The sequence below is a fragment of the Enterobacter sp. A103 genome, from assembly GCF_034427535.1.
GTDB classification, from domain to species: Bacteria; Pseudomonadota; Gammaproteobacteria; order Enterobacterales; family Enterobacteriaceae; genus Enterobacter; species Enterobacter asburiae_B.
This window is the reverse complement of record NZ_JAXQPQ010000008.1, coordinates 77357-100916: the sequence shown is the minus strand read 5'-3', so window position 1 is coordinate 100916 and position 23560 is coordinate 77357. Positions and strand designations below refer to the sequence as shown.

Annotated in this window: 24 protein-coding genes; 7 read left to right on the top strand and 17 right to left on the bottom strand. The window is 53.7% G+C overall.

The genetic code is table 11. The features are described 5' to 3' along the window. Positions 1 to 182: 182 nt before the first annotated feature. The 3 genes from rpmB (at position 183) to mutM (ending at position 1491) form a co-directional block, all read left to right on the top strand. Positions 183 to 419 (top strand): 50S ribosomal protein L28, encoded by a 237-nt coding sequence (gene rpmB, locus SPH27_RS18570; RefSeq protein WP_002436699.1) that lies wholly within the window; start codon positions 183 to 185, stop codon positions 417 to 419. Between the two features lie 22 nt (positions 420 to 441). Further along, complete coding sequence (gene rpmG, locus SPH27_RS18565) at positions 442 to 609, top strand: 50S ribosomal protein L33 (RefSeq protein ID WP_003024094.1); 168 nt, start codon at positions 442 to 444, stop codon at positions 607 to 609. 72 nt (positions 610 to 681) lie between these two features. After that, on the top strand, positions 682 to 1491 hold the full coding sequence (gene mutM, locus SPH27_RS18560) for a bifunctional DNA-formamidopyrimidine glycosylase/DNA-(apurinic or apyrimidinic site) lyase (RefSeq protein WP_023309890.1): 810 nt from the start codon (positions 682 to 684) through the stop codon (positions 1489 to 1491). Positions 1492 to 1493: 2 nt separating this feature from the next. Here the strand turns inward: mutM and coaD are convergent, their stop codons facing one another. The 7 genes from coaD to rfaQ all read right to left on the bottom strand — a co-directional run bounded on the left by coaD (position 1494) and on the right by rfaQ (position 8386). Further along, positions 1494 to 1973 (bottom strand): pantetheine-phosphate adenylyltransferase, encoded by a 480-nt coding sequence (coaD, locus tag SPH27_RS18555; protein WP_063408583.1) that lies wholly within the window; start codon positions 1971 to 1973, stop codon positions 1494 to 1496. Positions 1974 to 1976: 3 nt separating this feature from the next. Next, positions 1977 to 2747, bottom strand: a complete 771-nt coding sequence (locus SPH27_RS18550; RefSeq protein WP_182071921.1) for a glycosyltransferase family 2 protein — start codon at positions 2745 to 2747, stop codon at positions 1977 to 1979. Then, positions 2747 to 4021, bottom strand: a complete 1275-nt coding sequence (waaA, locus tag SPH27_RS18545) for a lipid IV(A) 3-deoxy-D-manno-octulosonic acid transferase (protein ID WP_032661923.1) — start codon at positions 4019 to 4021, stop codon at positions 2747 to 2749. Before waaA ends, SPH27_RS18550 begins: the two co-directional genes overlap by 1 nt. Before the next feature lie 66 nt (positions 4022 to 4087). Beyond that, on the bottom strand, positions 4088 to 5077 hold the full coding sequence (locus tag SPH27_RS18540) for a glycosyltransferase (protein WP_182071923.1): 990 nt from the start codon (positions 5075 to 5077) through the stop codon (positions 4088 to 4090). 11 nt (positions 5078 to 5088) lie between these two features. Next, positions 5089 to 6189 (bottom strand): glycosyltransferase, encoded by a 1101-nt coding sequence (locus SPH27_RS18535; RefSeq protein WP_048975611.1) that lies wholly within the window; start codon positions 6187 to 6189, stop codon positions 5089 to 5091. Positions 6190 to 6191: 2 nt separating this feature from the next. Next, positions 6192 to 7319: a glycosyltransferase family 4 protein gene (locus SPH27_RS18530; protein ID WP_182071925.1), complete on the bottom strand. Its 1128-nt coding sequence runs from the start codon at positions 7317 to 7319 to the stop codon at positions 6192 to 6194. Next, positions 7316 to 8386 (bottom strand): putative lipopolysaccharide heptosyltransferase III, encoded by a 1071-nt coding sequence (rfaQ, locus tag SPH27_RS18525; protein WP_182071927.1) that lies wholly within the window; start codon positions 8384 to 8386, stop codon positions 7316 to 7318. Before rfaQ ends, SPH27_RS18530 begins: the two co-directional genes overlap by 4 nt. A 150-nt stretch (positions 8387 to 8536) precedes the next feature. Here rfaQ and SPH27_RS18520 point away from each other — a divergent pair, with 150 nt between their 5' ends. After that, a complete protein-coding gene (locus SPH27_RS18520; protein ID WP_048975608.1) occupies positions 8537 to 9493 on the top strand; it encodes a polysaccharide deacetylase family protein in 957 nt (318 codons plus the stop codon). A 23-nt stretch (positions 9494 to 9516) separates the two neighbouring features. Here SPH27_RS18520 and SPH27_RS18515 read toward each other — a convergent pair whose 3' ends face one another. The 6 genes from SPH27_RS18515 to rfaD are packed head-to-tail and all read right to left on the bottom strand — an operon-like array spanning position 9517 to position 15711. After that, positions 9517 to 10728 (bottom strand): O-antigen ligase family protein, encoded by a 1212-nt coding sequence (locus tag SPH27_RS18515; RefSeq protein WP_322435760.1) that lies wholly within the window; start codon positions 10726 to 10728, stop codon positions 9517 to 9519. Beyond that, positions 10716 to 11624, bottom strand: a complete 909-nt coding sequence (locus SPH27_RS18510; RefSeq protein WP_096150878.1) for a glycosyltransferase family 2 protein — start codon at positions 11622 to 11624, stop codon at positions 10716 to 10718. The genes SPH27_RS18515 and SPH27_RS18510 overlap by 13 nt, the downstream gene beginning before the upstream one ends. Positions 11625 to 11629: 5 nt before the next feature. Next, positions 11630 to 12739, bottom strand: a complete 1110-nt coding sequence (locus tag SPH27_RS18505) for a glycosyltransferase family 9 protein (RefSeq protein ID WP_096150879.1) — start codon at positions 12737 to 12739, stop codon at positions 11630 to 11632. 3 nt (positions 12740 to 12742) lie between these two features. Then, positions 12743 to 13726, bottom strand: coding sequence for a lipopolysaccharide heptosyltransferase RfaC (rfaC, locus tag SPH27_RS18500; protein ID WP_096150880.1), 984 nt, complete (start codon positions 13724 to 13726; stop codon positions 12743 to 12745). A gap of 3 nt (positions 13727 to 13729) precedes the next feature. Further along, positions 13730 to 14776 (bottom strand): ADP-heptose--LPS heptosyltransferase RfaF, encoded by a 1047-nt coding sequence (gene rfaF, locus SPH27_RS18495; RefSeq protein ID WP_096150881.1) that lies wholly within the window; start codon positions 14774 to 14776, stop codon positions 13730 to 13732. A 2-nt stretch (positions 14777 to 14778) separates the two neighbouring features. Beyond that, positions 14779 to 15711, bottom strand: coding sequence for an ADP-glyceromanno-heptose 6-epimerase (gene rfaD / locus SPH27_RS18490; protein WP_008502707.1), 933 nt, complete (start codon positions 15709 to 15711; stop codon positions 14779 to 14781). Between the two features lie 215 nt (positions 15712 to 15926). On the opposite strand from rfaD, the gene kbl reads away from it, so the two are divergent. Both kbl and tdh read left to right on the top strand, forming a co-directional pair. Continuing rightward, positions 15927 to 17123 (top strand): glycine C-acetyltransferase, encoded by a 1197-nt coding sequence (gene kbl, locus SPH27_RS18485; protein WP_024906617.1) that lies wholly within the window; start codon positions 15927 to 15929, stop codon positions 17121 to 17123. 9 nt (positions 17124 to 17132) lie between these two features. Continuing rightward, the gene (tdh, locus tag SPH27_RS18480) at positions 17133 to 18161 is read left to right on the top strand and encodes an L-threonine 3-dehydrogenase (protein WP_023309906.1); all 1029 of its coding nucleotides are present in this window, start codon (positions 17133 to 17135) and stop codon (positions 18159 to 18161) included. A 27-nt stretch (positions 18162 to 18188) separates the two neighbouring features. Here the strand turns inward: tdh and SPH27_RS18475 are convergent, their stop codons facing one another. Continuing rightward, positions 18189 to 19103: a hypothetical protein gene (locus SPH27_RS18475; RefSeq protein WP_182071929.1), complete on the bottom strand. Its 915-nt coding sequence runs from the start codon at positions 19101 to 19103 to the stop codon at positions 18189 to 18191. A gap of 15 nt (positions 19104 to 19118) precedes the next feature. Further along, on the bottom strand, positions 19119 to 20324 hold the full coding sequence (locus SPH27_RS18470; protein WP_048975598.1) for a glycosyltransferase: 1206 nt from the start codon (positions 20322 to 20324) through the stop codon (positions 19119 to 19121). A gap of 205 nt (positions 20325 to 20529) precedes the next feature. On the opposite strand from SPH27_RS18470, the gene SPH27_RS18465 reads away from it, so the two are divergent. After that, the gene (locus SPH27_RS18465) at positions 20530 to 21330 is read left to right on the top strand and encodes a glycosyltransferase family 2 protein (protein ID WP_182071931.1); all 801 of its coding nucleotides are present in this window, start codon (positions 20530 to 20532) and stop codon (positions 21328 to 21330) included. Between the two features lie 3 nt (positions 21331 to 21333). On the opposite strand, the gene SPH27_RS18460 is transcribed toward SPH27_RS18465, so the two are convergent. Both SPH27_RS18460 and envC read right to left on the bottom strand, forming a co-directional pair. Next, a complete protein-coding gene (locus SPH27_RS18460) occupies positions 21334 to 22266 on the bottom strand; it encodes a divergent polysaccharide deacetylase family protein (protein WP_047059721.1) in 933 nt (310 codons plus the stop codon). 3 nt (positions 22267 to 22269) lie between these two features. After that, positions 22270 to 23529: a murein hydrolase activator EnvC gene (envC, locus tag SPH27_RS18455; protein WP_229231479.1), complete on the bottom strand. Its 1260-nt coding sequence runs from the start codon at positions 23527 to 23529 to the stop codon at positions 22270 to 22272. Between the last annotated feature and the right edge of the window lie 31 nt (positions 23530 to 23560).

The window sequence follows — 23560 nt, the reverse complement described above, 5'->3', positions numbered from 1 at the left end:
CGGGACTTGAGCACACCGCCGAGTCAGCGTATACTACGCCACCTTTGAGAATCTCGGGTTTGGCATTTGGGCCTGGCAATCGAGAGTTCACTTAGAACTATGCGATGACCGGGCTGTAAAGCCTGACGAGGCGCCGATACCCCATACGAAGCTCGAGCTAATTTGATTTTTGGAGAATAGACATGTCCCGAGTCTGCCAAGTTACTGGCAAGCGTCCGGTGACCGGTAACAACCGTTCCCACGCACTGAACGCGACTAAACGCCGTTTCCTGCCGAACCTGCACTCTCACCGTTTCTGGGTTGAGAGCGAGAAGCGTTTTGTCACCCTGCGCGTATCTGCTAAAGGTATGCGTGTAATCGATAAGAAAGGCATCGATACAGTTCTGTCCGAACTGCGTGCCCGTGGCGAAAAGTACTAAGTACTTAAAGAGGAAATAAATCATGGCTAAAGGTATTCGCGAGAAAATCAAGCTGGTTTCTTCTGCTGGTACAGGTCACTTCTACACCACCACGAAGAACAAACGTACTAAGCCGGAAAAACTGGAACTGAAAAAATTCGATCCAGTTGTACGCCAGCACGTACTGTACAAAGAAGCTAAAATCAAATAATTTTAGTCTCCTTGTATCGAAAAACCCCGCAACTGCGGGGTTTTTTGCATTCTGCATCTCAACGGAGGAACCATGCCTGAATTACCTGAGGTAGAAACCAGCCGTCGCGGCATTGAGCCCCATCTGGTCGGCGCGACGATTCTTCACGCGGTGGTCCGCAATGGACGTCTGCGCTGGCCGGTGTCCGATGAGATCCATGCCCTGAGCGATAAACCCGTCCTTAGCGTACAGCGTCGCGCGAAATACCTGCTGCTGGAACTGCCCGACGGCTGGATTATTATCCACCTGGGGATGTCCGGGAGCCTGCGCATTCTTACCGAAGAACTGCCTGCGGAAAAGCACGACCACGTCGATCTGGTGATGAGCAACGGCAAAGTGCTCCGTTACACCGACCCACGGCGCTTTGGCGCGTGGCTGTGGACGAAGGAGCTGGAAGGGCATAACGTGCTGGCGCATCTGGGCCCGGAGCCGCTCTCAGACGCGTTTAACGCAGAATACCTCAAGGCGAAGTGTGCGAAGAAGAAAAGCCCGATTAAGCCCTGGCTGATGGATAACAAGCTGGTGGTCGGCGTGGGGAATATCTACGCCAGCGAATCGCTGTTTGCGGCCGGGATCCATCCCGATCGGCTGGCCTCTTCGCTGTCGGCGCAGGAGTGCGAGCTGCTGGTCCGGGTGATTAAAGCCGTATTACTTCGCTCGATTGAGCAGGGCGGGACAACGTTGAAGGACTTCCTGCAAAGTGACGGCAAGCCGGGCTATTTTGCCCAGGAGCTGCAGGTGTATGGCCGTAAAGGCGAACCGTGCAGAGTTTGCGGCACGCCAGTGATTGCCACGAAGCACGCCCAGCGCGCCACGTTCTACTGCCGTCAGTGCCAGAAATAAGGTTACTTTAGCTTTTCCATCAATGCATGGTGGACGTTAGTCGGCAGGAAATGGGTGACATCGCCGTGATGACGCGCCACCTCTTTTACCAGCGTGGAAGAGATAAACGACCACTCTTTGGAGGGCATCAGGAACACGCTCTCCAGCTCCGGCATCAGGTGGCGGTTCATGTGCGCCAGCTGCATCTCGTACTCGAAGTCTGCCACCGCGCGTAAACCACGGATCAGAATATTGGCCTGCTGAGCGCGGGCGAAGTTTGCCATCAGGTCGCTAAACCCGACCACCTCAACATTCGGCAGGTGCGAAATGGCATCGGTGGCGAGCTGTACGCGCTCGTTGAGGTCAAACATCGGCTTTTTGCTGGGGCTGGCGGCAATGGCCAGGATCACCTTGTCGAACATGCACGCCGCACGGGTGATGATATCAAGATGACCGTTGGTGATCGGATCGAAGGTACCCGGATAAATCGCTTTTGTGCTCATGGCTCACGTTTTCTCTGAGTAGCCGCGGCAGAGCGCCCACAGCTCGGTGTATTTGTTGAAAGTATACTGGGCATTCACAACCGCGAGTAACCAGCCCTGCTTGCCGTCCAGGACGCCACCACGCAGCAGCAGCGTTTTCAGGAACGCGCCCAGCGTGTGGGTGAAGATACCCGTCAGCGAGGCCTTCTTGCCGCGCTGGTGACGCTCCTGAGCCCATGCGGTGGCATAGTTGAGCTGTTTACGCTGGAAGCTCGCGAAATCACGGCAGGTCAGGTGCAGCAAATCGCCCGTCAGGGGAATGACCTGGGCGCTATCGCAGCTCAGGGATTCATGCACCAGATTGTCGTTGTATTGATACCGCTCGCGCTCGTAGAGGCGCATCACGCGGTCAGGATACCAGCCGCTGTGGCGCATAAAACGGCCAAGGAAGTAGTTGCGGCGGGCAATGCTGTATACGGCGCCAGGCTGGGGCGAGGAAATCACCGCCTGAATGGCCTGCTGAAGCTCAGGCGTGATGCGTTCGTCGGTGTCGAGCATCAGGACATAATCACCTGTGGCATAGCCCTGCGCGCGCTGGCGCTGGATGCCATAGCCTTGCCAGTCAGCGTCGACAAAGACTTTTGCGCCCGCTGCCCGGGCAACGTTCACCGTGTTGTCCGTACTTCCAGAGTCAAGAATGACTATTTCGTCAGCCCAGGCAACCGACGCCAGGCAATCCGGAAGCAGGTCGGCGGCGTTTTTGGCGATCATGACGACCGACAGACGCGTTGACATCAGTGGCTCCGCTGGGGCAGATAAGGTTGCAGAAGCTGCAGCAGTCGGGTCAGTGCGCCCTGGTTCTGGTGCAGCACTTCGACGGCATGGCGCCCGTACCACAGGCGATAATCTTCGTCAGTCAGAAGGGTCGATACCTCTTTGACCACCGAATCCGCATCGGTCACGGTAATTAAACCATCGGCCTGCTGTAGTTTCGCGCAGATATCTTTGAAGTTAAACGTGTGCGGCCCCATCAGCACCGGAATAGCGTGGGCTGCCGGCTCCAGCGGGTTATGACCGCCGCGTTCGACCAGGCTGCCACCGACAAACGCGAGGTCAGCGATTCCGTACAGCAGCATCAGCTCGCCCATCGTATCGCCAATCACCACCTGGGTGCTGCCGGAAGGAATTTCACCGCTGCTGCGCAGCGTGAAGCTGAATCCGCCTTTCTGGACCATTTCGCGGGCATCTTTAAAACGCTCCGGATGGCGAGGCACGAGGATCAGCAGTAAATCAGGGAATTTTTCCAGCAGCTTGCGGTGAGCCTGCAGAATGATCTCTTCTTCGCCATCATGAGTACTGGTGGCAATCCAGACCTGACGACGCGGGGCCCACTGGCGACGCAGCGTGATCGCACGGGCGGCGAGTTCAGGGGTAACGGAAATATCAAATTTCAGGCTGCCCGTTACCGCAAGCTGGTTGCGTTTCAGGCCCAGCGCGATAAAGCGTGCCGCATCCTCTTCGTTCTGCGCGGCAATCAGCGTAATTTTGCTCAGCAGGCGGCGCATAAACTTACCCAGCTTGCCGTAACCTTTCGCCGAGCGCTCTGAAAGGCGGGCGTTGGCAATGACCAGCGGGATTTTACGGGCATGCAGGGCGGAAATCATATTCGGCCACAGTTCGGTTTCCATCACGATCACCAGCTTCGGGCGAACGGTATTCAGGAAACGATTCATGGCGCAGGGCAGATCGTAAGGCAGATAGACGTGCTGCACGTCTTTACCGAAAGCGGATAACGCGCGCTCCGAGCCGGTTGGCGTCATCGTCGTGACGGTGATTGGCAGCGAAGGGTAGCGGTGACGCAGGGCGCGAACCAGCGGGATCGCCGCCAGCGTTTCACCGACAGAAACGGAATGCAGCAAAATACCGTCCGGTACGACTTTATTGCGGCAGAAGCCATAGCGTTCAGCCCAGCGTTTACGATACGCAGGCGCTTTTCGGCTACGAAGCAACAGTCTCAGCCACACCAGTGGCTGAATGATGTAGAGCAGAGCGGTATACAACAATTCCAAGCGATTATCCGTTTTTTTAGTTTCGGCGGGCAAATTCTAAGCATTTAGGCCAGGTAAAGCTATCTCTTATGCCAGATACCGTTTCAAACGGAAATAACGTCGACCCAGCCGCCAGCGCAGACGCGGACTTTTTGCACTTTTCCAGATGAGTTTCCAGATGCCTGTTTCGAAGAACTCTTTAATAATCATTGATTTCTTCTTCTCATCCTTCATGTTGTCGAAGGTGTGAATAATGCCCAGGCCCTCTTTGGCAATTTGCCAGTGGCAGGCAGGGATCCCTTTCACTTTATCCGGGTAGCGCTGATTGATGGCGTCGAGCATCTGCAGGATTTTCATGTAGTGACGCGCGGAACGAATCAGCGTGTCGTCATTGTCCGGCATATGGGACACCGATGCAGAGTGAATGTAGTAGTCGTAATAACGTTCACTGGTGTACTGAACCCGCTCTGCCGCGAGCAGCACTTCGGTGGTCCACGGAATATCCTGATGGCGCAAGCCGGGTTCGAAATGGAAATTGTGTTTACGGATAAAGTCGTGGCGATAGATGTTCAACCAGGTGACGTGAAGGAATTTACGAGAGTCCAGCGCCATTTTTAACCACGCAGGGCCAGCCATGACCCCAGTCGAAGCCAGTTTGTCTTCAGGGAAGATCGGGCGCGAGGGTTTCTTGTTATTCTCCCAGACGTAGTTCCCGTTACAGGTGGCGACATCCAGATCCTGCGTGACGGCCATATCCAGCAGGCGCTGGTACATGCCGGGTTTAAAGACATCATCAATATCCGGGAAAGAGAGATATTGACCCGTCGCAATGGCCAGACCGGTGTTACGCGCGATGGATACGCCCTGGTTTGGCTGTTCTATGACCTGCAGCTGCGGCAGTTTTTCTCGCCATTTTTCGACGATCTCCATCGAGCGGTCAGTAGAGCCGTCATTGACAATGATGACTTCCATGCTGTCGATGCGTTGATTCACAAGGCAGGTAAAGAACTGATCCAGGAAAGCTTCACCGTTATAAACGGCAACCACCACGCTTAACAATGGGGCTGAATTTTGCATAAGAAACCTGATTATTTTTGATTGTCGACCAGAGCAATATATTGCTGGCAAATGGCACTGATACCGAACGACGCGATGGTTGCATCGCCAACGACCGGCGGGGCGGTATAAATATCCGCCAGCGTTTTTGCCAGTGACGCGTCATTTAACTCTGCCAGCCCGCGCGCTAAGGCGCCGGTGAGGATTTCGGCAGGGCCTCCGGGGCAATTTGTACTGACCGGTGGCGTCTGGCAGATAATGGCTTCGACCAGCACATTACCAAAACCTTCGCAGTCAGAACTTAACACTAAAAGGCGTGCCCCTTTAATCCAGGGATAGGGATTGGAATCGAACGGGCGGAAAACCGTTTTGTTTTCAATACCCAGCTCGGCAGCAAGCTGCTTGAGTTTTTGAATTTGAGCGTCAGATCCATTGCCCATCATGACCAGCGTGGTGTCAATTTTACTCAGGGCGAACGCACGTAAGAGTCGGTCGTGGCGTTTGTGCTCATGGAAGCGGCCAACATGAATAATGTAATCCTTTCCCTGCATCTCGAAGGGCGCATCCGCCAGACGCTGAATTTCAGGAATATCGAAAGGATTATGGATAACCGCTTTGCGTCGAAGATTGAGCGCCAGCGTCTCGGAAAGATCTGTCAACACGGCACCTGAGACGGCGACAACGTTGCGGTTTTCGTAGGTATGACGGATTTTAAGATGTTTAAACCAGCGCGAAAGTCCGCTGCGATGGCGAAGATAGGAAAACGAGAACATGCCGTGCACGCAGAACCAGACTTTGTCACGTTCCAGCGCGCGGCAGTGCGCCACAATGCGGTCGGTTTTGTGCAGGTGAGAGAACACCACATCAAATTTGCCGCTGCGCTCAGCTCGCTCAATCGCCTGATCCAGCAGTTGGGCGCGGCGTGGGATTTCCGTCAGCTTTCGCCACGGTTTTTTACATGTATCCTGAACAACCTGATAATCGATGCCTTCCGGGATGGCGTAGTCGCACACTTTCCGCAGAGAGAATAGAGAGACCTGATGTCCCATTTCTATTAATCCACGGGAGAGTGTAAGAACCGTTTTTTCAGCTCCTCCACCGGGTAAACCATCAATAATCATTAGGATGCGCATTTTTAATCCAGTAATTTTTGATAAAGCGTAATAAGCTGACTTGATAGTTTTTCGGGAGTGGCGTCTTTTACACGTTCACGTGCCGCTCGTCCCATATTGTTATTTTTTTCCAGTGAAGGGATGGCGGCTACCGCTTCCTTCAATGTACTGATATCAAGTGCGTCACAATAAAATCCGTTCTGGCCTTGTTGAATAAACTCTGCACCACCGCAACTCTCTGAAGTAATGACGGGCAAGCCGCAGGCCATCGCTTCAAGAATGACGTTAGGAAAGGGATCATACAGCGTTGGCAACAGTAAACCATCGGATAGCTGATAAAAAGGCAGAGTTTCTTTTTGCACCCCCATGAAACGGATTTGCCCCTCGCAGCCTAACGAACGGGCGAGGTCGCGATAGCGACGCTCTGCTTTATCTTGCCCAACCACAATCAGCCAGGCTGATGTTCCAGCGATAGCGCGTATGGCGCTGGCTAATCCTTTTCGTTCAAATCCTGAGCCTACGAAACAGAACACAACGGCATCGGCTGGCAAACCAAATTGTTGGCGCAAAATCGCACGCTGTGCCTCCTGGGACGGAACGAAGCGGCTGGAATCAATAGAATTATAAATCACATGAATTTTATTTGCGTCAATATCAAAGTCTTCAACGATTTCGCGTTTGATCATCTCCGCATTACAGATTACGGCTTTCAACTCAGGCGCCTGATACATTTCCCGTTCCGCACGCATCACGTAGCGGTGATAGCGGTCATACATCAGCATTTGCGCACGCCAGGCTGGTAAAATGCGCGCGCGCTGAAGCAGCCAGCGACGATGCACCCCATCACCCGCGCGATAGATATCACAACCCGGGATGCGCTCATGGCTTTGAACAATATCAAACTGCTGTTGCTGCCACAGCGTGCGCGCGGCCTGTGCAAATCCGCGCTCTCGACTGATGCGGCCCCATTTTTGAGGGTTGCAAATATGGATATGCCAGTCGTCTTGCTTCTCTCCCTGCCACTCACGCGTGATGACGTTGAGCTCAAGGTTCTGATTGCTCAGCGCGGTGAGAGCGCGCGAAACGAAGCGTTCCGCTCCGCCATCAGGGCGATACTTTTGGCGAACAATGGCCAGACGATGGTTTTTCATGACAGATATCTCCTTGCGGCGGAGACGACAGCATCAACGGGAATGGCGTCGAGATAGCGTTCTTTCGTTTTGGTATCAATGGCATCCGGATCGGGTAGCGGGCCGTAATCGCCGGCCCAGATGACTTCACCGTTGACTTGCCATGGAGACCAAAACGTGAGTTTAGAAGGACCAAACAGCGCCACGCAGGGCGTTTGCAGCGCGGCGGCCATATGCATTGGAACGGAGTCAACGCCGATAAAAAGACGCGCATGATCTATGAGTGAGGCCAGCTGGCGCAACGTTAGCTGGCCCGCCAGCGAGACGACTCCCGTCTTCGGCGAGGCGGCGAGAATGCGATCGATCATCGCCAGCTCTTTTTTATCCGGCCCCGCGGTGAGCACAACCGTATGACCATCCTGCTGCAGTGCAGTAATGGTTTGCGCCATTTTGTCTTCGCTCCAGCATTTAAAGAACCAGCGGGACGTCGGCTGGATCACGATATAGCTGTCGCCCACAGCCGTCTGCGTCAGCTTTTGGCGGGCATGATGCCAGTCTTCTGCGGTGTAAGCCATGGTGACGGCAGGCTGCGGCGCGACCGGTAATGGCGCCAGAATGGAAAGATTCTGTTCGACCGTATGCAGGGATTTGTGGCCGTCGACAGAGACCAGAACGGTGTGACAAAAACGCCAGAATGCACCGTTGCGTTTGTTAAACGCGAATCCGAGGCGAACGGGTGCACCGGTGAAACGGGTGACGATCGCGCTACGCCATTGATCGGCCAGGTTAATCACCAGATGATAATGCTGATTTCTTAACGCACGCAGCAACTGCCACTCTTTTTGAAGATGCTTCAGCGTGCCAAGCTGTTTCCATTTACGATCGATTCCATAAATTGTACCGATCGCCGGATGCGCGGCGAGCATATCGCGCGTTTCTTCATACAGCAGGACATCAATCTGCGCCTGCGGCCATTTTTGACGTAGCGAATCAATGACGGGAGTGGTCAGCAACATGTCGCCATGATGGCGGAGTTTGATAAGTAAAATGCGCAAATCAGGTGTGTCAGGTAAGTTATTCATCATCATCTTATCGGCGTTGTACTGATGGCAATTCTAATAGACCTGATAGCGACTTGCACTCTTTCTCCATAATCTCAGTAATTTCCCTGGAAGGGTTTACTCATGCTTTGGAGAGTGCGTAACATAGCGCTAACTTTCCTGTCTTGCGGACTCATTATGAACAAACCAGCGTTTATCATCACAATTGATACTGAGGGCGATAATCTCTGGCAAAATCACCGCGTCATTAAAACGGAAAATGCGCGTTATCTGGCGCGTTTCCAGGCGCTTTGTGAGCGTTTCGGCTTTAAGCCCGTGTGGCTGACCAATTACGAGATGGCGATCGAACCCGTTTTCATCGAATTCGCCAGGGACGCAATCGCCCGCGGTCAGGGGGAGGTGGGAATGCACCTTCACGCATGGAATAGCCCGCCGGAACACGATCTCACGGGCGATGACTGGCGATGGCAGCCTTATCTGGTTGAATTTTCGGATGAGGTGATGCGCGAAAAAGTGCTGTTCATGACCCGCCTGCTGGAAGAGACCTTCCAGACCAAAATGTTAAGCCACCGTGCCGGACGTTGGGCATTTGACAGTCGCTACGCAAAATTGCTCGTTGAACTGGGCTACCAGGTGGATTGCTCCGTGACGCCACGCGTGAACTGGCGCAATGCGAAAGGCGCCCCACAGGGTAATGGCGGAACGGATTATCAACATTTCCCCGACCACGCCTATTTCATGGATTTAGACAATATTTCCCGGGCAGGCAATAGCCCATTACTCGAAGTGCCGATGAGCATTCAGTATAAACACCCGGCGTGGTTGAACACGATCAAACAGGGTTACGACAGGCTTCGCGGTAAATATCGCTCTCCCTCTGTGAACTGGCTAAGACCGTCCGGTGGGAATGCGGCGCAAATGATTCAGGTCGCACAGCAAAGCCTGTCGCAGGGAAGTGAGTACGTGGAGTTTATGCTTCATTCGTCGGAATTTATGCCTGGCGGAAGCCCAACGTTTAAAGATGAGGCGGCGATTGAAGGGTTGTATCAGGATTTAGAAACGCTCTTTAGCTGGTTATCCGATAAGACGGTAGGGATGACGCTGGCGGAGTTTTATCAGTACAAGAAAAAATAATGCCCGCCAGGCGGGCATTATCATTAGCGTTGCCTGGTTTGCGAAAAAGGGGTACTCAGCGCAAATACGGTGACAAAGAAGATTAAAGCTTCAGAACTCAACAGTATGACGTCAGTCAGGCCATAGAGTAATAAAAGAAGCATGGTCGTCAGCAGCAGGCCATTTCTGTTTTTAAGGGCGTAAACGATCATCGATATATAGAAAAACACTAATATCGCCAGCCCTGGGATCCCCTGCAGAGAATATTTCTCAATAAACTCATTGTGCAGATGCACCCTGATAAACTCGAGTGCAGCCGCGAGGTGTGGATGCCCATCTTTCACATATTGCTGTGTCCATATTTCGCGGTCTTCAACTGATTGCCCTAAAGGATGGGCCAGCCCGTTTTGAATGCCAACACTCCACATAGAGAAACGTGCGCCGAGTGAGGTTGCATCATAGCCTTTCTGATAACTTTCAACTTCAGCTTGTGTTTGTTGTATCTTAGGTAAGATTAATGGCTTGTAGCTAACGATAACAATACCCGCCACAATACATAAGAAAATCAGCGTAGATTTAAGGTGGATCCTTCTGAAGTGATAAAGCGTGAGTACAATCGCCAGGAGTAGATATAACCCCATTGCGGCACGCGTGCCCGTTAAAAGAATGACGAAATAAGATATTAAGATGATGAGTCCTGCGGCTACATACAGTTTTATATTTTTCTGTAGATAAAGGCTGTATACAAACGCCAGTGATAATACAGAATAAACATAAGCCGACACGGTCGCACGGTTTATGGCCATCTCGATACGCCCCATACCCTGTGAAGCCTGCCATAAGCCATAGCCAGTGGCGAGTATAAACCCTGCACCAGAGGCGTATAAAAAATATTTCTGGAAGGATGTTTTATCAATATAAGACTTAAACCGGTCAAGATAAAAAATGAGAATACTTGCCAGAATTAATTTTTTACTTGCACCGAGATAATCGCTATAAACGTTCAGACCTTCGCTCTGATATTCATACACCAGATACCAGCCAAGATTAAGCAGGCCAATCAATAAAATCGGCAATGCGATAGAAAAAGGACGCACTGTGATTTTTTTATATTCGCACGCTAAGCCGATAATGCTGGCATAAATCGCAATATAGAAAAACTCTCGCTGCTTACCTGAACTCAGCAGCGCCAGCGCAAGCGAAATAAGGCTCAAAATCAGCGTCAGCTGATAAAGCCGCAGTTTTACTTTTTCCATAATGCCTCAATGACCCTTTTTTTGTAGCTGAAACGTACATCTCTGGTAAAGAAGAAAGAGAGAGAATAAAGTGCATTGACCCGCTGTTTAACCAGTTTGAGTTGCAGGTCAGTCAGATGCTGCCGGTGGTTTCTGTAGATATCAAACCAGTGACAATTAACAAGATGCTTAAAAGAACGAGGGAATGTTTTTTCCATTTGTAATGTGCAATCAACCAGCGTAGCGATTTTACTGGCGTCGAGACGGCTCGACAAGCTGTCGTTACGTTTGATGTAATAATAGTGTCCCTGACGCTGATAGACTATTTTACGCGATTGCATCAGCATGCCGGGAAACACGGCGAAATCTTCATAACAAATCATCGAAGGCATCGGGTTATTTACATACAATTTCCGATGAATGAATTGCCCGATGAGATGTGCCTGAAAATCTTTGTGCTGCAGGAACCGCTTTATTGCCTCATGTTGTGACAAAGCAACAGGAGAGAACCCCTGCCAGTCGGCTGTAATTTTTTTGGTGTCGCGAATTTCCAGCAGGCGCGTCAGGAGCATTTCAGGGCGCTCTGATTTGAGAAACGCCACAGCGTCCCTGATGCTGCCCGGTTTCATCCGGTCATCGCTATCCAGCATGGTGATGTATTCACCTGTGGCCAGCGAGAGGGCACTGTTTCGAACATGGCCTACGTTACGGTACTCGACGTATCGGGATTGCGCATTCGGAAGTATTGGCAGCCACGCTTCAATAATATCCTGCGTTGAGTCGTTTGAACTGTCGTTAAAGATAATGATCTCTACATCATCCCCCGCACCCTCAATCGCGTTTTGCAGGCTTTCTAGCGTAGTGTGAAGCGTATCTTTGGCGTTATGCGCGGCAATAATGATGCTTAGAAAAGCCATAATAATTAGTTTCCCTGAGCATCAAAGGAGTATGCGTCTGTATTAATTGTGGGTAACTCGCAAATGAAGTGTTTGAGTTCACGTAGCGCTTCGTCTGTTACAGCGAAGAGTTCTGCCCGGCTCTGTGAGAAGTAATATCGTGTTTCAAAAACATATGAGCAAATGTTGTCATCATTACCAATCAGCAATACGTTGCCCAGCGGACGCTGTTCATAGTGGCAACAAGGCCCGAACAGTAAGATTACCGGCACGCCTACCGCATCGGCAATGTAGACATTCCCCGAATCAGACGCGATATAGCAATCCATTTTAGAAATGGCCCACGGCAGCTCTTCAAGCGAGATTTTGCCAATCAGGTTAATAAAGTTGGGCAGTTCACCGTAAGCGCGGGTGATATCATCCATCCACGATTGTTCATTCGGGGCGCCAAACACATAAAATTCGCAGGGCAGGTCGGCGAGACGATCGGCAATTTGCTTCCAGATGACCGGCGGAACGGTTTTCGCTTTATTCCCGGCGGCTACGCTGATGCCAATGCGGATCACGCCGGGTTTATCGAGGATTGCCGGATAGGTCGCAGGTTTGAAAAGTGGCTTTGTGGCGTGCTTTGGCGAGTCTTGCCAGGTTAAGGTGCGATCGGCCAGTTTGAGATAGTTCGTGACTGAAAGAGTCTTCTTACCGTGTTCAACAGTACCGTCTGCCGTTGCATAGAAAATACCGTGATACCATCTGCGCGTGTACGTGCTTAAAAACTGTTTGTTTTTAGCGTTACACACGGAGGCGAAAAAGAGGTTCACGCTATTGGGTTGCAGGAGATAGACATTGTCATAGCGGTTCATGATCCGGCAGGCAAAGACCAGCTTTCGCCACAGGTTACGCTTATGCTGCTCGATAAAAAAAATCTCATCGATCGTCTCATCATGCTTCGCCAGCGCACCCACGCTACGACTGATGAGCACGTCGCTTTTTTGCAGGTATGCCAGAAGGGGCGTTGCATTAACAAAATCGCCGATTTTTGCTGTCTGAATGACCAGGTTTTTACCTGTCTCTTTGCGGAACAGCTTCCGGATAAGCTTCACCGGAAAGAGTAAAATCAGCAGAAATACGTAACTCATGCGTTAGATATCCCTGTTGGAAAGCCAACGGCTGCCCTGTAAAAATGAAAAAATAGCATCTGCGCTGATATCCTTCGTTTGCTGGGTCGGGCTGACCATCTGATGCTGGTTTTTACCGTAACCCCCGATCAATCCGGGATCGGTCGGACCAAAAATCGTGATATTCGGACGATCCAGCGCCGCGGTTAAATGGCTTAAACCTGTATCAACGGAAACAACAGCATTCGCTCCCGCCAGCTGCGCGGCAACCTGCGCCAGCGTCAGTTTCGGCAATACCTCGACGTGTGAAAAACCTGCTGCCAGACGCTCTGCACGCTGCCGCTCATGTTCAGCGCCCCACGGCAGTTTAATATGGATGCCGGTAGGTTGCATTAGTTCAATCAGGCTTCGCCAGTGCGTTTCCGGCCAGTGTTTATCGTCGCGCGTTGTGGCATGCAGGAAGACAAGATAAGGCTGAGCACAGGGATCTGTATTGCGCAAAAAGTGCTGCGCAATGGCGTAGTCGCCCTGGGTTTCCGGTTTCGCATAGCCCAGACTTTTTGCAAACAGCTCGCGGGTACGTTCTACGGCATGCTGTTGCTTTACGATGTGGTGCCGACGGTTATAGAACAGGCTCGCCAGCGGTTCGCGGGCGGTATGCCAGTCCATGCCGTGCTTTACGCCGTGTGCCAGACGCGTCACCAGCGCGGCGCTTTTCACCAGCCCCTGGGCGTCGATGATGGCGTCGTAATGCTGTGCCCGCACCGCCTCACGGAAGGCTTTGCGTTCGGCTTTAATCGGCGCGGAGAACCACGCTTTGCGCCAGCGGCGGATCGCCACCGGGATCACGCGGTCAACCGATTCATGCCAGGTGGGGATCTGCGCGAAGCCTTCCTCCACCACCCAGTCAAAACGAATGCCGGGAACGGCCCGCATCGCGTCCGTCAGTGACGGGAGCGTATGCAGAACATCGCCCATCGAAGAGGTTTTAACGATCAGTACCCGCATTCGTTATCCTTCTTCGCTCAACAGCAGTTCGTTAAGCTCTTCGAGAACGCGCTCTGGCGTAATGTCGATCAGGCTCTGATGGTAGCCTTCTGCGGTATCGCCCTTGCGTACTTTGTGATAGCCGGTGATCAGGCGGATGACGCGCGCTTTATGAGAAAGCGGGGGCGTGAAGTCCGGGCTACTTGGGCCATACAGCGCCACCAGCGGGCGGTTTAGCGCGGCGGCGACGTGCATCAGGCCCGAATCGTTGCTGACCACGGCCTCACAGGCGGCAATCAGAATAACAGCCTGTTCAAGCTGCGTTTCTCCCGCCAGGTTGCGGCACCAGGCCTGCTGTTCATTACTGAGCGTCGCGAGAATTTCGTTGCCTGCCTCGTGGTCCTTTGCCGAACCGAACAGGACAATCTGGTAGCCTTCGTCAATCAGCTGTTTCGCCAGCTCCGCATAGTGGTAGTGCGGCCAGCGTTTTGCCGGGCCGAACTCGGCGCCGGGGCAGAAGCCAATCATCGGGCGTTCAGACGAAAGACCAAACGCGCTGCAGGTCTGGGATTTTTCACCGTCGTTAACCTGAAGCTGTGGCCACAGCAGGGGCTGCGGCAGGTCTTGCGCACTGCGCATCACGCCTTTGTCGTAGGCCAGCGCCACATAGCGCTCCACCATCAGCGGCCAGGCCTCTTTATCCAGCACCCGCGCATCGTTCAGCAGGCCGTAGCGCATTTCACCGCGCCAGCCGGTGCGATGTGGAATGCCTGCAAAAAAGGGTACCAGGGCGGATTTAAAGGAGTTTGGCAGGACATACGCCCGATCGTAGCGCTTCTCGCGCAGTCTATGGCCGAGTTTACGGCGTTCGCCAATTTCCAGCGCCCCGTGGCCAAGCGGCATCGGGATCGCCTCGTTCACTTCCGGCATACGCGACAACAGCGGACGGCACCACGCGGGTGCCATCACGTCGATTATCGCCTGGGGATAACGCGCCTTGAGCGTGCGATAGAGACTTTGCGACATCATCATGTCGCCCACCCATGACGGGCCGATCACCAGAATCTTCATACTTATGCGTCGCGGTTCAGCCAGGCCATATATTCCGTTACGCCTTCGGCAACGGTCTTGAACGGCTTGTCGTAGCCTGCGGCGCGCAGGTTGGTCAGATCGGCCTGGGTGAACGCCTGATAACGGCCTTTCAGCTTGTCAGGGAACGGAATGTACTCGATGCTGCCTTTTTTGTGATACGCCAGCGTTGCGTCAGCCACCGCCTGGAAGGACTCCGCGCGGCCTGTACCCAGGTTGAAGATGCCGGATACGCCGTTTTCCCAGAACCACAGGTTCACTGCGGCTACGTCGCCCACGTAAACGAAGTCGCGCTTAAAGCCGTCGCTGCCCTCGAACAGTTTCGGGCTTTCGCCGTTATTCAGCTGGGTGTTCAGGTGGAATGCCACGCTCGCCATGCTGCCTTTGTGGCCTTCGCGCGGTCCGTAGACGTTGAAGTAACGGAAGCCGACGATCTGCGAGTTCGCTTCTGGCAGCACCTGACGCACGTACTCGTCGAACAGGAATTTGGAGTAACCGTAGACGTTCAGCGGCTGTTCATACTCGCGGGATTCGATAAAGTCCGAGGTGCGGCCGCCGTAGGTTGCCGCGGACGAGGCATACAGGAACGGAATTTCACGCTCCAGGCAGTAGTGCAGGATCTCTTTGGAGTACTGATAGTTATTGTCCATCATGTACTTGCCGTCCCACTCGGTGGTGGAAGAACACGCACCTTCGTGGAAGATAGCTTCGATCTCGCCGAACTCTTCGCCTGCCATAATCTGGATAAGGAAGTCTTCTTTATCCATGTAGTCAGCGATGTTCAGATCCACCAGGTTGACGAACTTGGTGCCGTCTTTCAGGTTGTCAACCACCAGGATGTCGGTGATGCCTTTGTCATTGAGAGCCTTAACAATATTGCTGCCGATAAAGCCCGCGCCGCCGGTAACGATGATCATAACTGTAACCTTTGAAGTGTGGAGCCCGGGGACAATCCCGGACGCTAATGTCTCTATCATATCATTAGTATGGCTGCCCTTCAGCCATTCACCTTCACAGCGCAGGGGTACGCGTGATTTATGCTGCAAAAACGACAAGAGATGACGTGTCATCTCGTCATGAACTATAGGTTTGGGTAATATGTCCCGAAATTTGCCGAGTCTGGAGAATTGCAATGCGTGGTGATTTTTACAAACAGTTAAACAGCGACCTCGACACCGCACGTGCGGAAGGGTTGTTCAAGGAAGAGCGTATTATCACGTCTGCCCAGCAGGCGGACATCACCGTTGCCGACGGCAGCCATGTGATCAACTTTTGTGCGAACAACTACTTAGGTCTTGCGAATCACCCTGAGCTGATTGCCGCTGCAAAAAACGGCATGGACACCCACGGTTTCGGCATGGCCTCCGTACGCTTTATCTGCGGTACGCAGGACAGCCACAAGCAGCTTGAGCAAAAGCTGGCGAGCTTCCTCGGAATGGAAGACGCGATTCTGTACTCCTCCTGCTTCGACGCCAACGGCGGTCTGTTTGAGACCCTGCTTGGCGCAGAAGATGCCATTATCTCCGACGCCCTGAACCACGCCTCCATCATCGACGGCGTACGCCTGTGTAAAGCGAAGCGTTTCCGCTACGCCAACAACGACATGGTCGAGCTGGAAGCGCGCCTGAAAGAGGCGCGTGAAGCGGGCGCTCGCCACGTGCTGATCGCCACCGACGGCGTGTTCTCCATGGACGGCGTGATCGCCAACCTGAAGGGCGTGTGCGACCTGGCGGATAAATACGACGCGCTGGTGATGGTCGATGACTCTCACGCGGTCGGTTTTGTCGGCGAAAATGGCCGCGGTTCCCACGAATACTGTGACGTGATGGGCCGCGTGGATATCATCACCGGTACGCTGGGCAAAGCGCTCGGCGGCGCGTCCGGCGGCTATACCGCCGCGCGTAAAGAGGTGGTCGAGTGGCTGCGCCAGCGCTCTCGCCCGTACCTGTTCTCCAACTCCCTGGCGCCGGCCATTGTTGCCGCCTCCATCAAGGTGCTGGAGATGGTGGAGTCCGGCGCTGAGCTGCGCGACCGCCTGTGGTCCAACGCCCGTCTGTTCCGTGAAAAAATGAGCGCCGCAGGGTTTACCCTGGCCGGTGCTGACCACGCGATCATTCCGGTGATGCTGGGCGATGCGGTTGTTGCGCAGCAATTTGCCCGCGAACTGCAGAAAGAAGGGATTTACGTCACCGGGTTCTTCTTCCCGGTGGTACCAAAAGGTCAGGCGCGCATCCGCACCCAGATGTCTGCGGCGCATACGCCTGAACAAATTGAACGTGCGGTGGAAGCCTTTACCCGCATCGGCAAACAGCTGGGCGTAATTGCCTGAGGACGTGTGATGAAAGCGTTATCCAAACTGAAAGCGGAAGAAGGGATTTGGATGACCGACGTGCCGGAGCCGGAAGTCGGTCATAACGATCTGCTGATCAAAATTCGTAAAACCGCCATCTGCGGTACTGACGTTCACATCTACAACTGGGATCAGTGGTCGCAGAAAACCATTCCGGTACCGATGGTTGTCGGTCACGAATATGTCGGTGAAGTGGTGGGTATCGGTCAGGAAGTGAAAGGCTTCCAAATTGGCGACCGCGTCTCCGGTGAAGGCCATATTACCTGCGGCCACTGCCGTAACTGCCGCGGCGGGCGTACGCACCTGTGCCGTAATACCATTGGCGTGGGCGTAAACCGCCCGGGCTGTTTCGCGGAATACCTGGTGATCCCGGCGTTTAACGCGTTCAAAATTCCGGACAATATCTCTGACGACCTGGCCTCCATCTTCGACCCGTTCGGCAACGCGGTGCACACGGCGCTTTCCTTCGACCTGGTCGGTGAAGACGTGCTGGTCTCCGGCGCGGGCCCAATCGGCATTATGGCCGCTGCTGTGGCCAAGCACGTGGGCGCGCGCAACGTTGTGATCACCGACGTGAATGAATACCGTCTGTCGCTGGCCCGCAAAATGGGCGTCACCCGTGCGGTAGATGTCTCGAAAGAGAGCCTGACCGACGTGATGGAAGAGCTGGGCATGACCGAAGGCTTTGACGTTGGCCTGGAGATGTCCGGCGCGCCGCCGGCATTTCGCACCATGCTCGACACCATGAACCACGGTGGCCGTATCGCGATGCTAGGTATTCCGCCGTCAGACATGTCTATCGACTGGAACAAAGTCATCTTCAAGGGGCTGTTCATCAAGGGCATCTATGGCCGCGAGATGTTCGAGACCTGGTACAAGATGGCGGCGCTGATCCAGTCCGGTCTGGATCTGTCCCCGATTATTACTCACCGTTTCTCCATCGATGAGTTCCAGCAGGGCTTTGACGCGATGCGTTCCGGCCAGTCAGGGAAAGTGATCCTGAGCTGGGATAAGTAATCAAAAAGGGGCCTGAGGCCCCTTTTTTCACTGATTCTTTTTCTCTTCGTCCGTCAGGTAACGCACCTTGCGGGTGTAGTCCTGACCTTTGAACAGCAGTTTGTTATCCGGCGATTCAAGATACTTCTGCCATTCGGAGAGGGGGAAACCGCCGTGCGCGCCAATCACCTCTTTCGGCACAACGGCTTCCTGACCACCGATCTTCTTGGAGACTGGCCAGTTCATCCAGTCGCCCAGGTTAACCGTTTTTAAATCCAGCATGTCCAGCAGCGCGGCGAGCGGCAGCTGATCGGTCGGCGGCTGCGTGTCGTCCATCAGCTCCCAGGTATCCTGGAACAGCGTCAGCCACAGCGGGCAGATACGGCGCCAGGTTTTTTTAGTTGCCGCAAGAAACGCGCCGTTAACGTGATCGACCAGATATGGGCGCACCGTCTCTTTGTAATACGCCGGCACTTTCTCCGCTGGCGCACCGTCCAGCTTGGCAATCATTTTGCCCTGACGGAAGCTGGAGTAGATGTGCATATCGGCCATGTTGATCTCGGGCATCTTGAGCAGGTTGAGATCGGAATCGATCATCAATACGCCTTCACCGCGCGCCTGCAGCGGGGCGTTAAGCTTCACCAGACGGCTGAGGTAGATCTGCTTATAGCGGTAACCTTCCTCACGAACCGGAAGGTTAAGGGTCACTACGCGTGTTTTCGGCGGCAGTATCCCAAAGGCGGATTCAGGCTGATCGCTGACGATGACGATTTCGCTTACCCCGGTGGCATAACGTTCCGCGAAGGTGGCAGAGAGTAATGCTTCTTCGACGAAATCTGCGCCGGTACACGGAATCACAATAGAATCCACCGCAGCAAGTGCGCCCGTCACGTGCAGAGAGCTGTAAGGAATGTTGTGTCGCCCGGTGATATGACGATAGCGAGCATTAAGAAATTTAAACATAGTTATCTCGTTTGGTTAGTGCGCGCCAAGCACGGCTTCGACACCGCTGACATAGTTTTCGATGGCATAGGTATGACAGACGTTCTGGTATGCAGCTGCCGCCAGTCGAGCCCGCAGATCCGCGTCTGCCCAGATATTGTCCAGATGCTGTGCAAGCTGTGAAACATCGCTCCAGGGGAAGAGCAGCCCTGTCGAATCATGGTCAATCAATTCCGCCGTGCCGGTCACCTGAGAGCCAATCACGGGGATATTGAGAAGCATCGCTTCCAGCACCACGCGCGGTAGCCCTTCGCTTTTTGAGGCCAGAATAAAGGCGTCAAACGTAGCGAGGTAATCAAATGGGGTATTCTGAAAACCGGTGAAGATGACGTGGTTTTCAATTCCCAGCGTTCGGGCCTGTTCCGCTAAAGCGCGGCGTTCGGCACCTTCGCCGACCAGCACCATTTTCCATTTCGCCTCGGGATGCTTCTGGCTGAACTGTGCCAGCGCCTCCAGCGTGTGGTGGTTGGCTTTGCGAGGGATTAACGACCCGATACTGCCGAACACAAACGTGTCGTCATCAATGTTCAGGCGCTGGCGCATCGCGCGTCGGTCAGGTAAAGGCTGGTGGATGTCGATGGCATTATTGACCGTCGTACACAGTTCGGGCCGGACGCCATGCTGAAGCAACACGCGTTCAACGCCGTGCGAGACGGCGATGATTTTTGTGGCATGGGCATTAACCAGCTTTACCAGCGGCGGGGTCAAAACGGGCTCAATGCGGCAGTGCTGGATCAACCGCGCCTGCAGGTTCGCCGCCGCCAGATAGCCTTCCTCGTTTGAGCCCGGCTGGTTATTCATATAGAGCGTATCGAAACCGCCCTGCGTGAAAAGGGTCTCGATTTTGCTGACGTTAGGCCTGATGCGCCACATGATATCCACGTGACGCGTCAATGCCTTGCGGGCGCTGCGTGAGAAAAACAGCAGGCTACGTCCCGCTTCCTTCAACAATTTGGCCCAGACCGGCTGCGGACGTTGAGGGATCACGATGAGCGGGATGCCGATGCCGTTGAGCACCTGGCCAATTGTCTCACCTTCAGCACGACTATAATCACTGTAAAAACAACAGGTAATATCGAATTTATCGCGATTGATTCGCTTCAGGAGCTCAAGCATACTGTTGGTGCCTCCCCCCCATTCTTTACCCGTATCCAGGAGGAGAATTTTACTTTTGTGCGGCATGTCTGAATCCGTGTGCTACCCTTCATCTGACTGCATTATAAAGAATCTGTTGAAATAAAATAGATTTTTCTATTTTATTGCTCTTCAGAATTAGACAAAATTTCAAGCGTGCTTATTTGAAAAGTGTGATTCAGGACTTTAATCGTCCCTCCTCATTTATATAGTATTAATAATATTAATTTAGGCTGCTATTGAGAGTGGGAAAATGTTTAAAATAACGGTCTGCTTATTAACGTTTAATTCTGAAAGATTATTGCACGATGTTATTCCGCCTCTTTTGAAAATAGCGGATGAAATTGTCGTGGTCGATTCTGGCAGTACGGACAAAACACGATATATTTGTGAAAGTTTTGGACTGCTACCTGTCTATAAAAAATTTGGCTGGCATGGCGAGCAGATGAACCATGCCATATCCTTAGCCAGCAATGACTGGGTCCTGTGCATCGACAGCGACGAAATTCTTGACCAGGAAACGGTTAATGCCGTTTTAACGTTAAAAGCAGGCGATGAGCCAGACCCCGGAATGGCATGGCGAATATGTCGCCACTGGTTTGTTCTGGGTGAAGAAGTCCGGACGATTTATCCAGTTTCATCCCCTGATTATCCTGTGCGTCTTTTTAATCGTAAACAGTCCCGGTTTAATAACAGGCCGGTAGACGATCAGGTCGAAGGTTTTCTCCGTTGTGAACGTATTCCGGGTTATGTAAAACATGATACGTTTCCCACGCTGCATGAGCTTTTTAACAAATTAAATTGTTATACAACCCGCCTGGTTCAACATCAAAAAATACGGCCCTCTATAGGGCGCGGCGTAATCAGCGCCATCGGGGCTTTTTTCAAATGGTATCTGTTTAGCGGCGCCTGGCGTAAGGGCAAAGTGGGGGTGGCGACGGGACTGTATGCCACAGCCTATAGCTTTTTGAAGTATTTCAAATCCTGGTATCAGCATCAGGAAAAAAAAGAGTCCGTTGCTAACGAGCAGACGGACTCTCAGATTGCGAAATAAGCGTCAGGCTTTCTTACCCCATCCCTGCCACTGCTGCTGGACGTATTTCACCAGGGTACTGTTACTGATGCTGTCTCCGATGACGGAGAAGAAGCGGGTCGCATAGACCGGTTCAAGCGGTTGCTTCGGTACACAGCGCTTCACGCCGCGGAACGGATTACGCGGCGCTGTCGGGACGGGCTGCGCAGAATTTGGTGTAGAGGTATCTACCTGCGGCTCGTTCAGCAGATCGCTCGGACGCACCAGCGTGATATCGGCAGGCAAGGTCGGCAGCATTTGCTGCAGGACGCGAACGGTAGACGGGTGCGGGTGACCGATGGCGATGGCTGAGCCATTGCGGCGGGCCAGCTGTACCGCGCGATTAAACTGCATGCGGATATCGGCTTCATTCTGGGTATCATCCAGGAACACTTTGCGCTTAATCACCTTTACGCCCGTTCCCTGAGCGGCACGCATCGCCTGGCTGTTGCCGATGGTCATGCTGTCGAGGAAGTAGAGGTTGTAACGCTCCAGCGCCTGCATCACTTTGAGCATCCCGTACAGGCTTGATGTCATCGCGCTGCCCATATGGTTGTTCAGCCCTACGGCATACGGCACTTTGTTATAGGCGTCGCGGATGATGCGCTCGATCTCCTCGCTGCTCATGTCCGGGCGCAGGGTGTCTTTTTCCAGCGGCTGCTTGCTGAGCGGGGCCATCGGCAGGTGGATCAGCACCTGATGACCGCTGTTATGGGCTTTTGTCGCCATCTCACGCGCGTGGGGCGCATTTGGAAGGACGGCGACAGAGATGGCCGACGGCATCGCCAGCACCTGATTTTCATAGTGTGGACGATAACCGAAGTCATCAATCACGATAGCGAGTTTACCTGCGTATACTGGTGCAGCCAGCGCCAGCGCGCTGACGACGGAGAAAACCATTCGACGAAATTGAAGCAAAACTTATCTTCCCAACCACGGCTGTGGATTGACCGCCTGACCCTGGCGACGAATTTCGAAATAGAGTGACGGGCGGCCCTGACCGCCACTGCTGCCCACAAGGGCGATGGGTTGGCCTGCGCGCACCTGCGTGCCGACGCTGACCAGCGCGCTCTGGTTGTAGCCGTAAAGGCTCATGTCACCTTTACCGTGTTCGACCACCACCACCAGACCGTAACCCTGCAGCCAGTCAGCCAGAATCACGCGGCCATCGGCAATGGCTTTTACTTCGCTACCTTCAGACGCACCGATAACTATCCCTTTCCAACGTAGCTCACCCTGCAGCTGTTCGCCATAGCGATGCAGAATTGAACCGCGAACGGGCCAGAAAGCCTGACCGCGAGGAGAGCCCAAACCGCCGGTACGCGACATCAGGGAACGTTCGCTCTCGCTTGGCTTGTAGGTAGTGCCTTTGCGGGATGCTTCCTGCTGCTTATCGCGAACGGCCTGCGCCTCGCGAGCCTCTTTTTCGGCGCGCGCTTTCGCCGCCGCTTCCGCACGGGCGATGCTGTTACGCAGTTTTGATTCGTTGGCGCGCATTTCGCTGAGCTGGCTCTGACCTTCCTGAATGGAGGATTCAAGGCCGGAAAGGGTTTTCTTACGCTCGTTGCGCGCCTGCTCAAGCTTCGCCTGCTGGGCCTGCTGATCGTAGAGCAGAGTTTGTTGCTGGCTCTGTTTCTCTTCCAGCTCGGCTTTTTGCGTGGAGACCTCTTCGCGCGTCTGCTTCAGCTGCGCGATCGTCTCCTGACGCGCCTGGTTGAGATAGCCAAAGTAGGCCTGCAGGCGCTGGCCGCGCTGGCTCTCTTCGCCGCTGAGGATCAGCTGGAGTCCGGTATGTTCACCCTGACGGAATGCGGCATCAAGCTGTGCGGCAAGATTGCGCTCCTGCGCGTCACGCTGGCGCTCGAGTTTGGCAATCGACGCGTTCATCTCGTCGATCTGTTTATTCAACTGGGCGAGGGTGTTTTGCGTTTCACGGAGTTTACGCGTGGCGGCGGAGATCGCCTCTTCCTGCTGCTTGAGCTGGGCGAGCAGGGCGGAGCGCTGCTGCTGCTGCTGGCGTACCGCACGCTCTTTGGCGGCGATATCGGCCTGAATGGATTTCAGCTGGTCGCGGTCATCCGCGTGGGCGGATGCGGCGCACAGCAATACGCCAGCGCTGAGTGCGCTGGCGTAAAACAGAGGTCTGACTGATAACCTAAGCGGCTTCACGACCCATGTGATTGAAAAAATCGCCTTTCCCCTCATGGGGAGC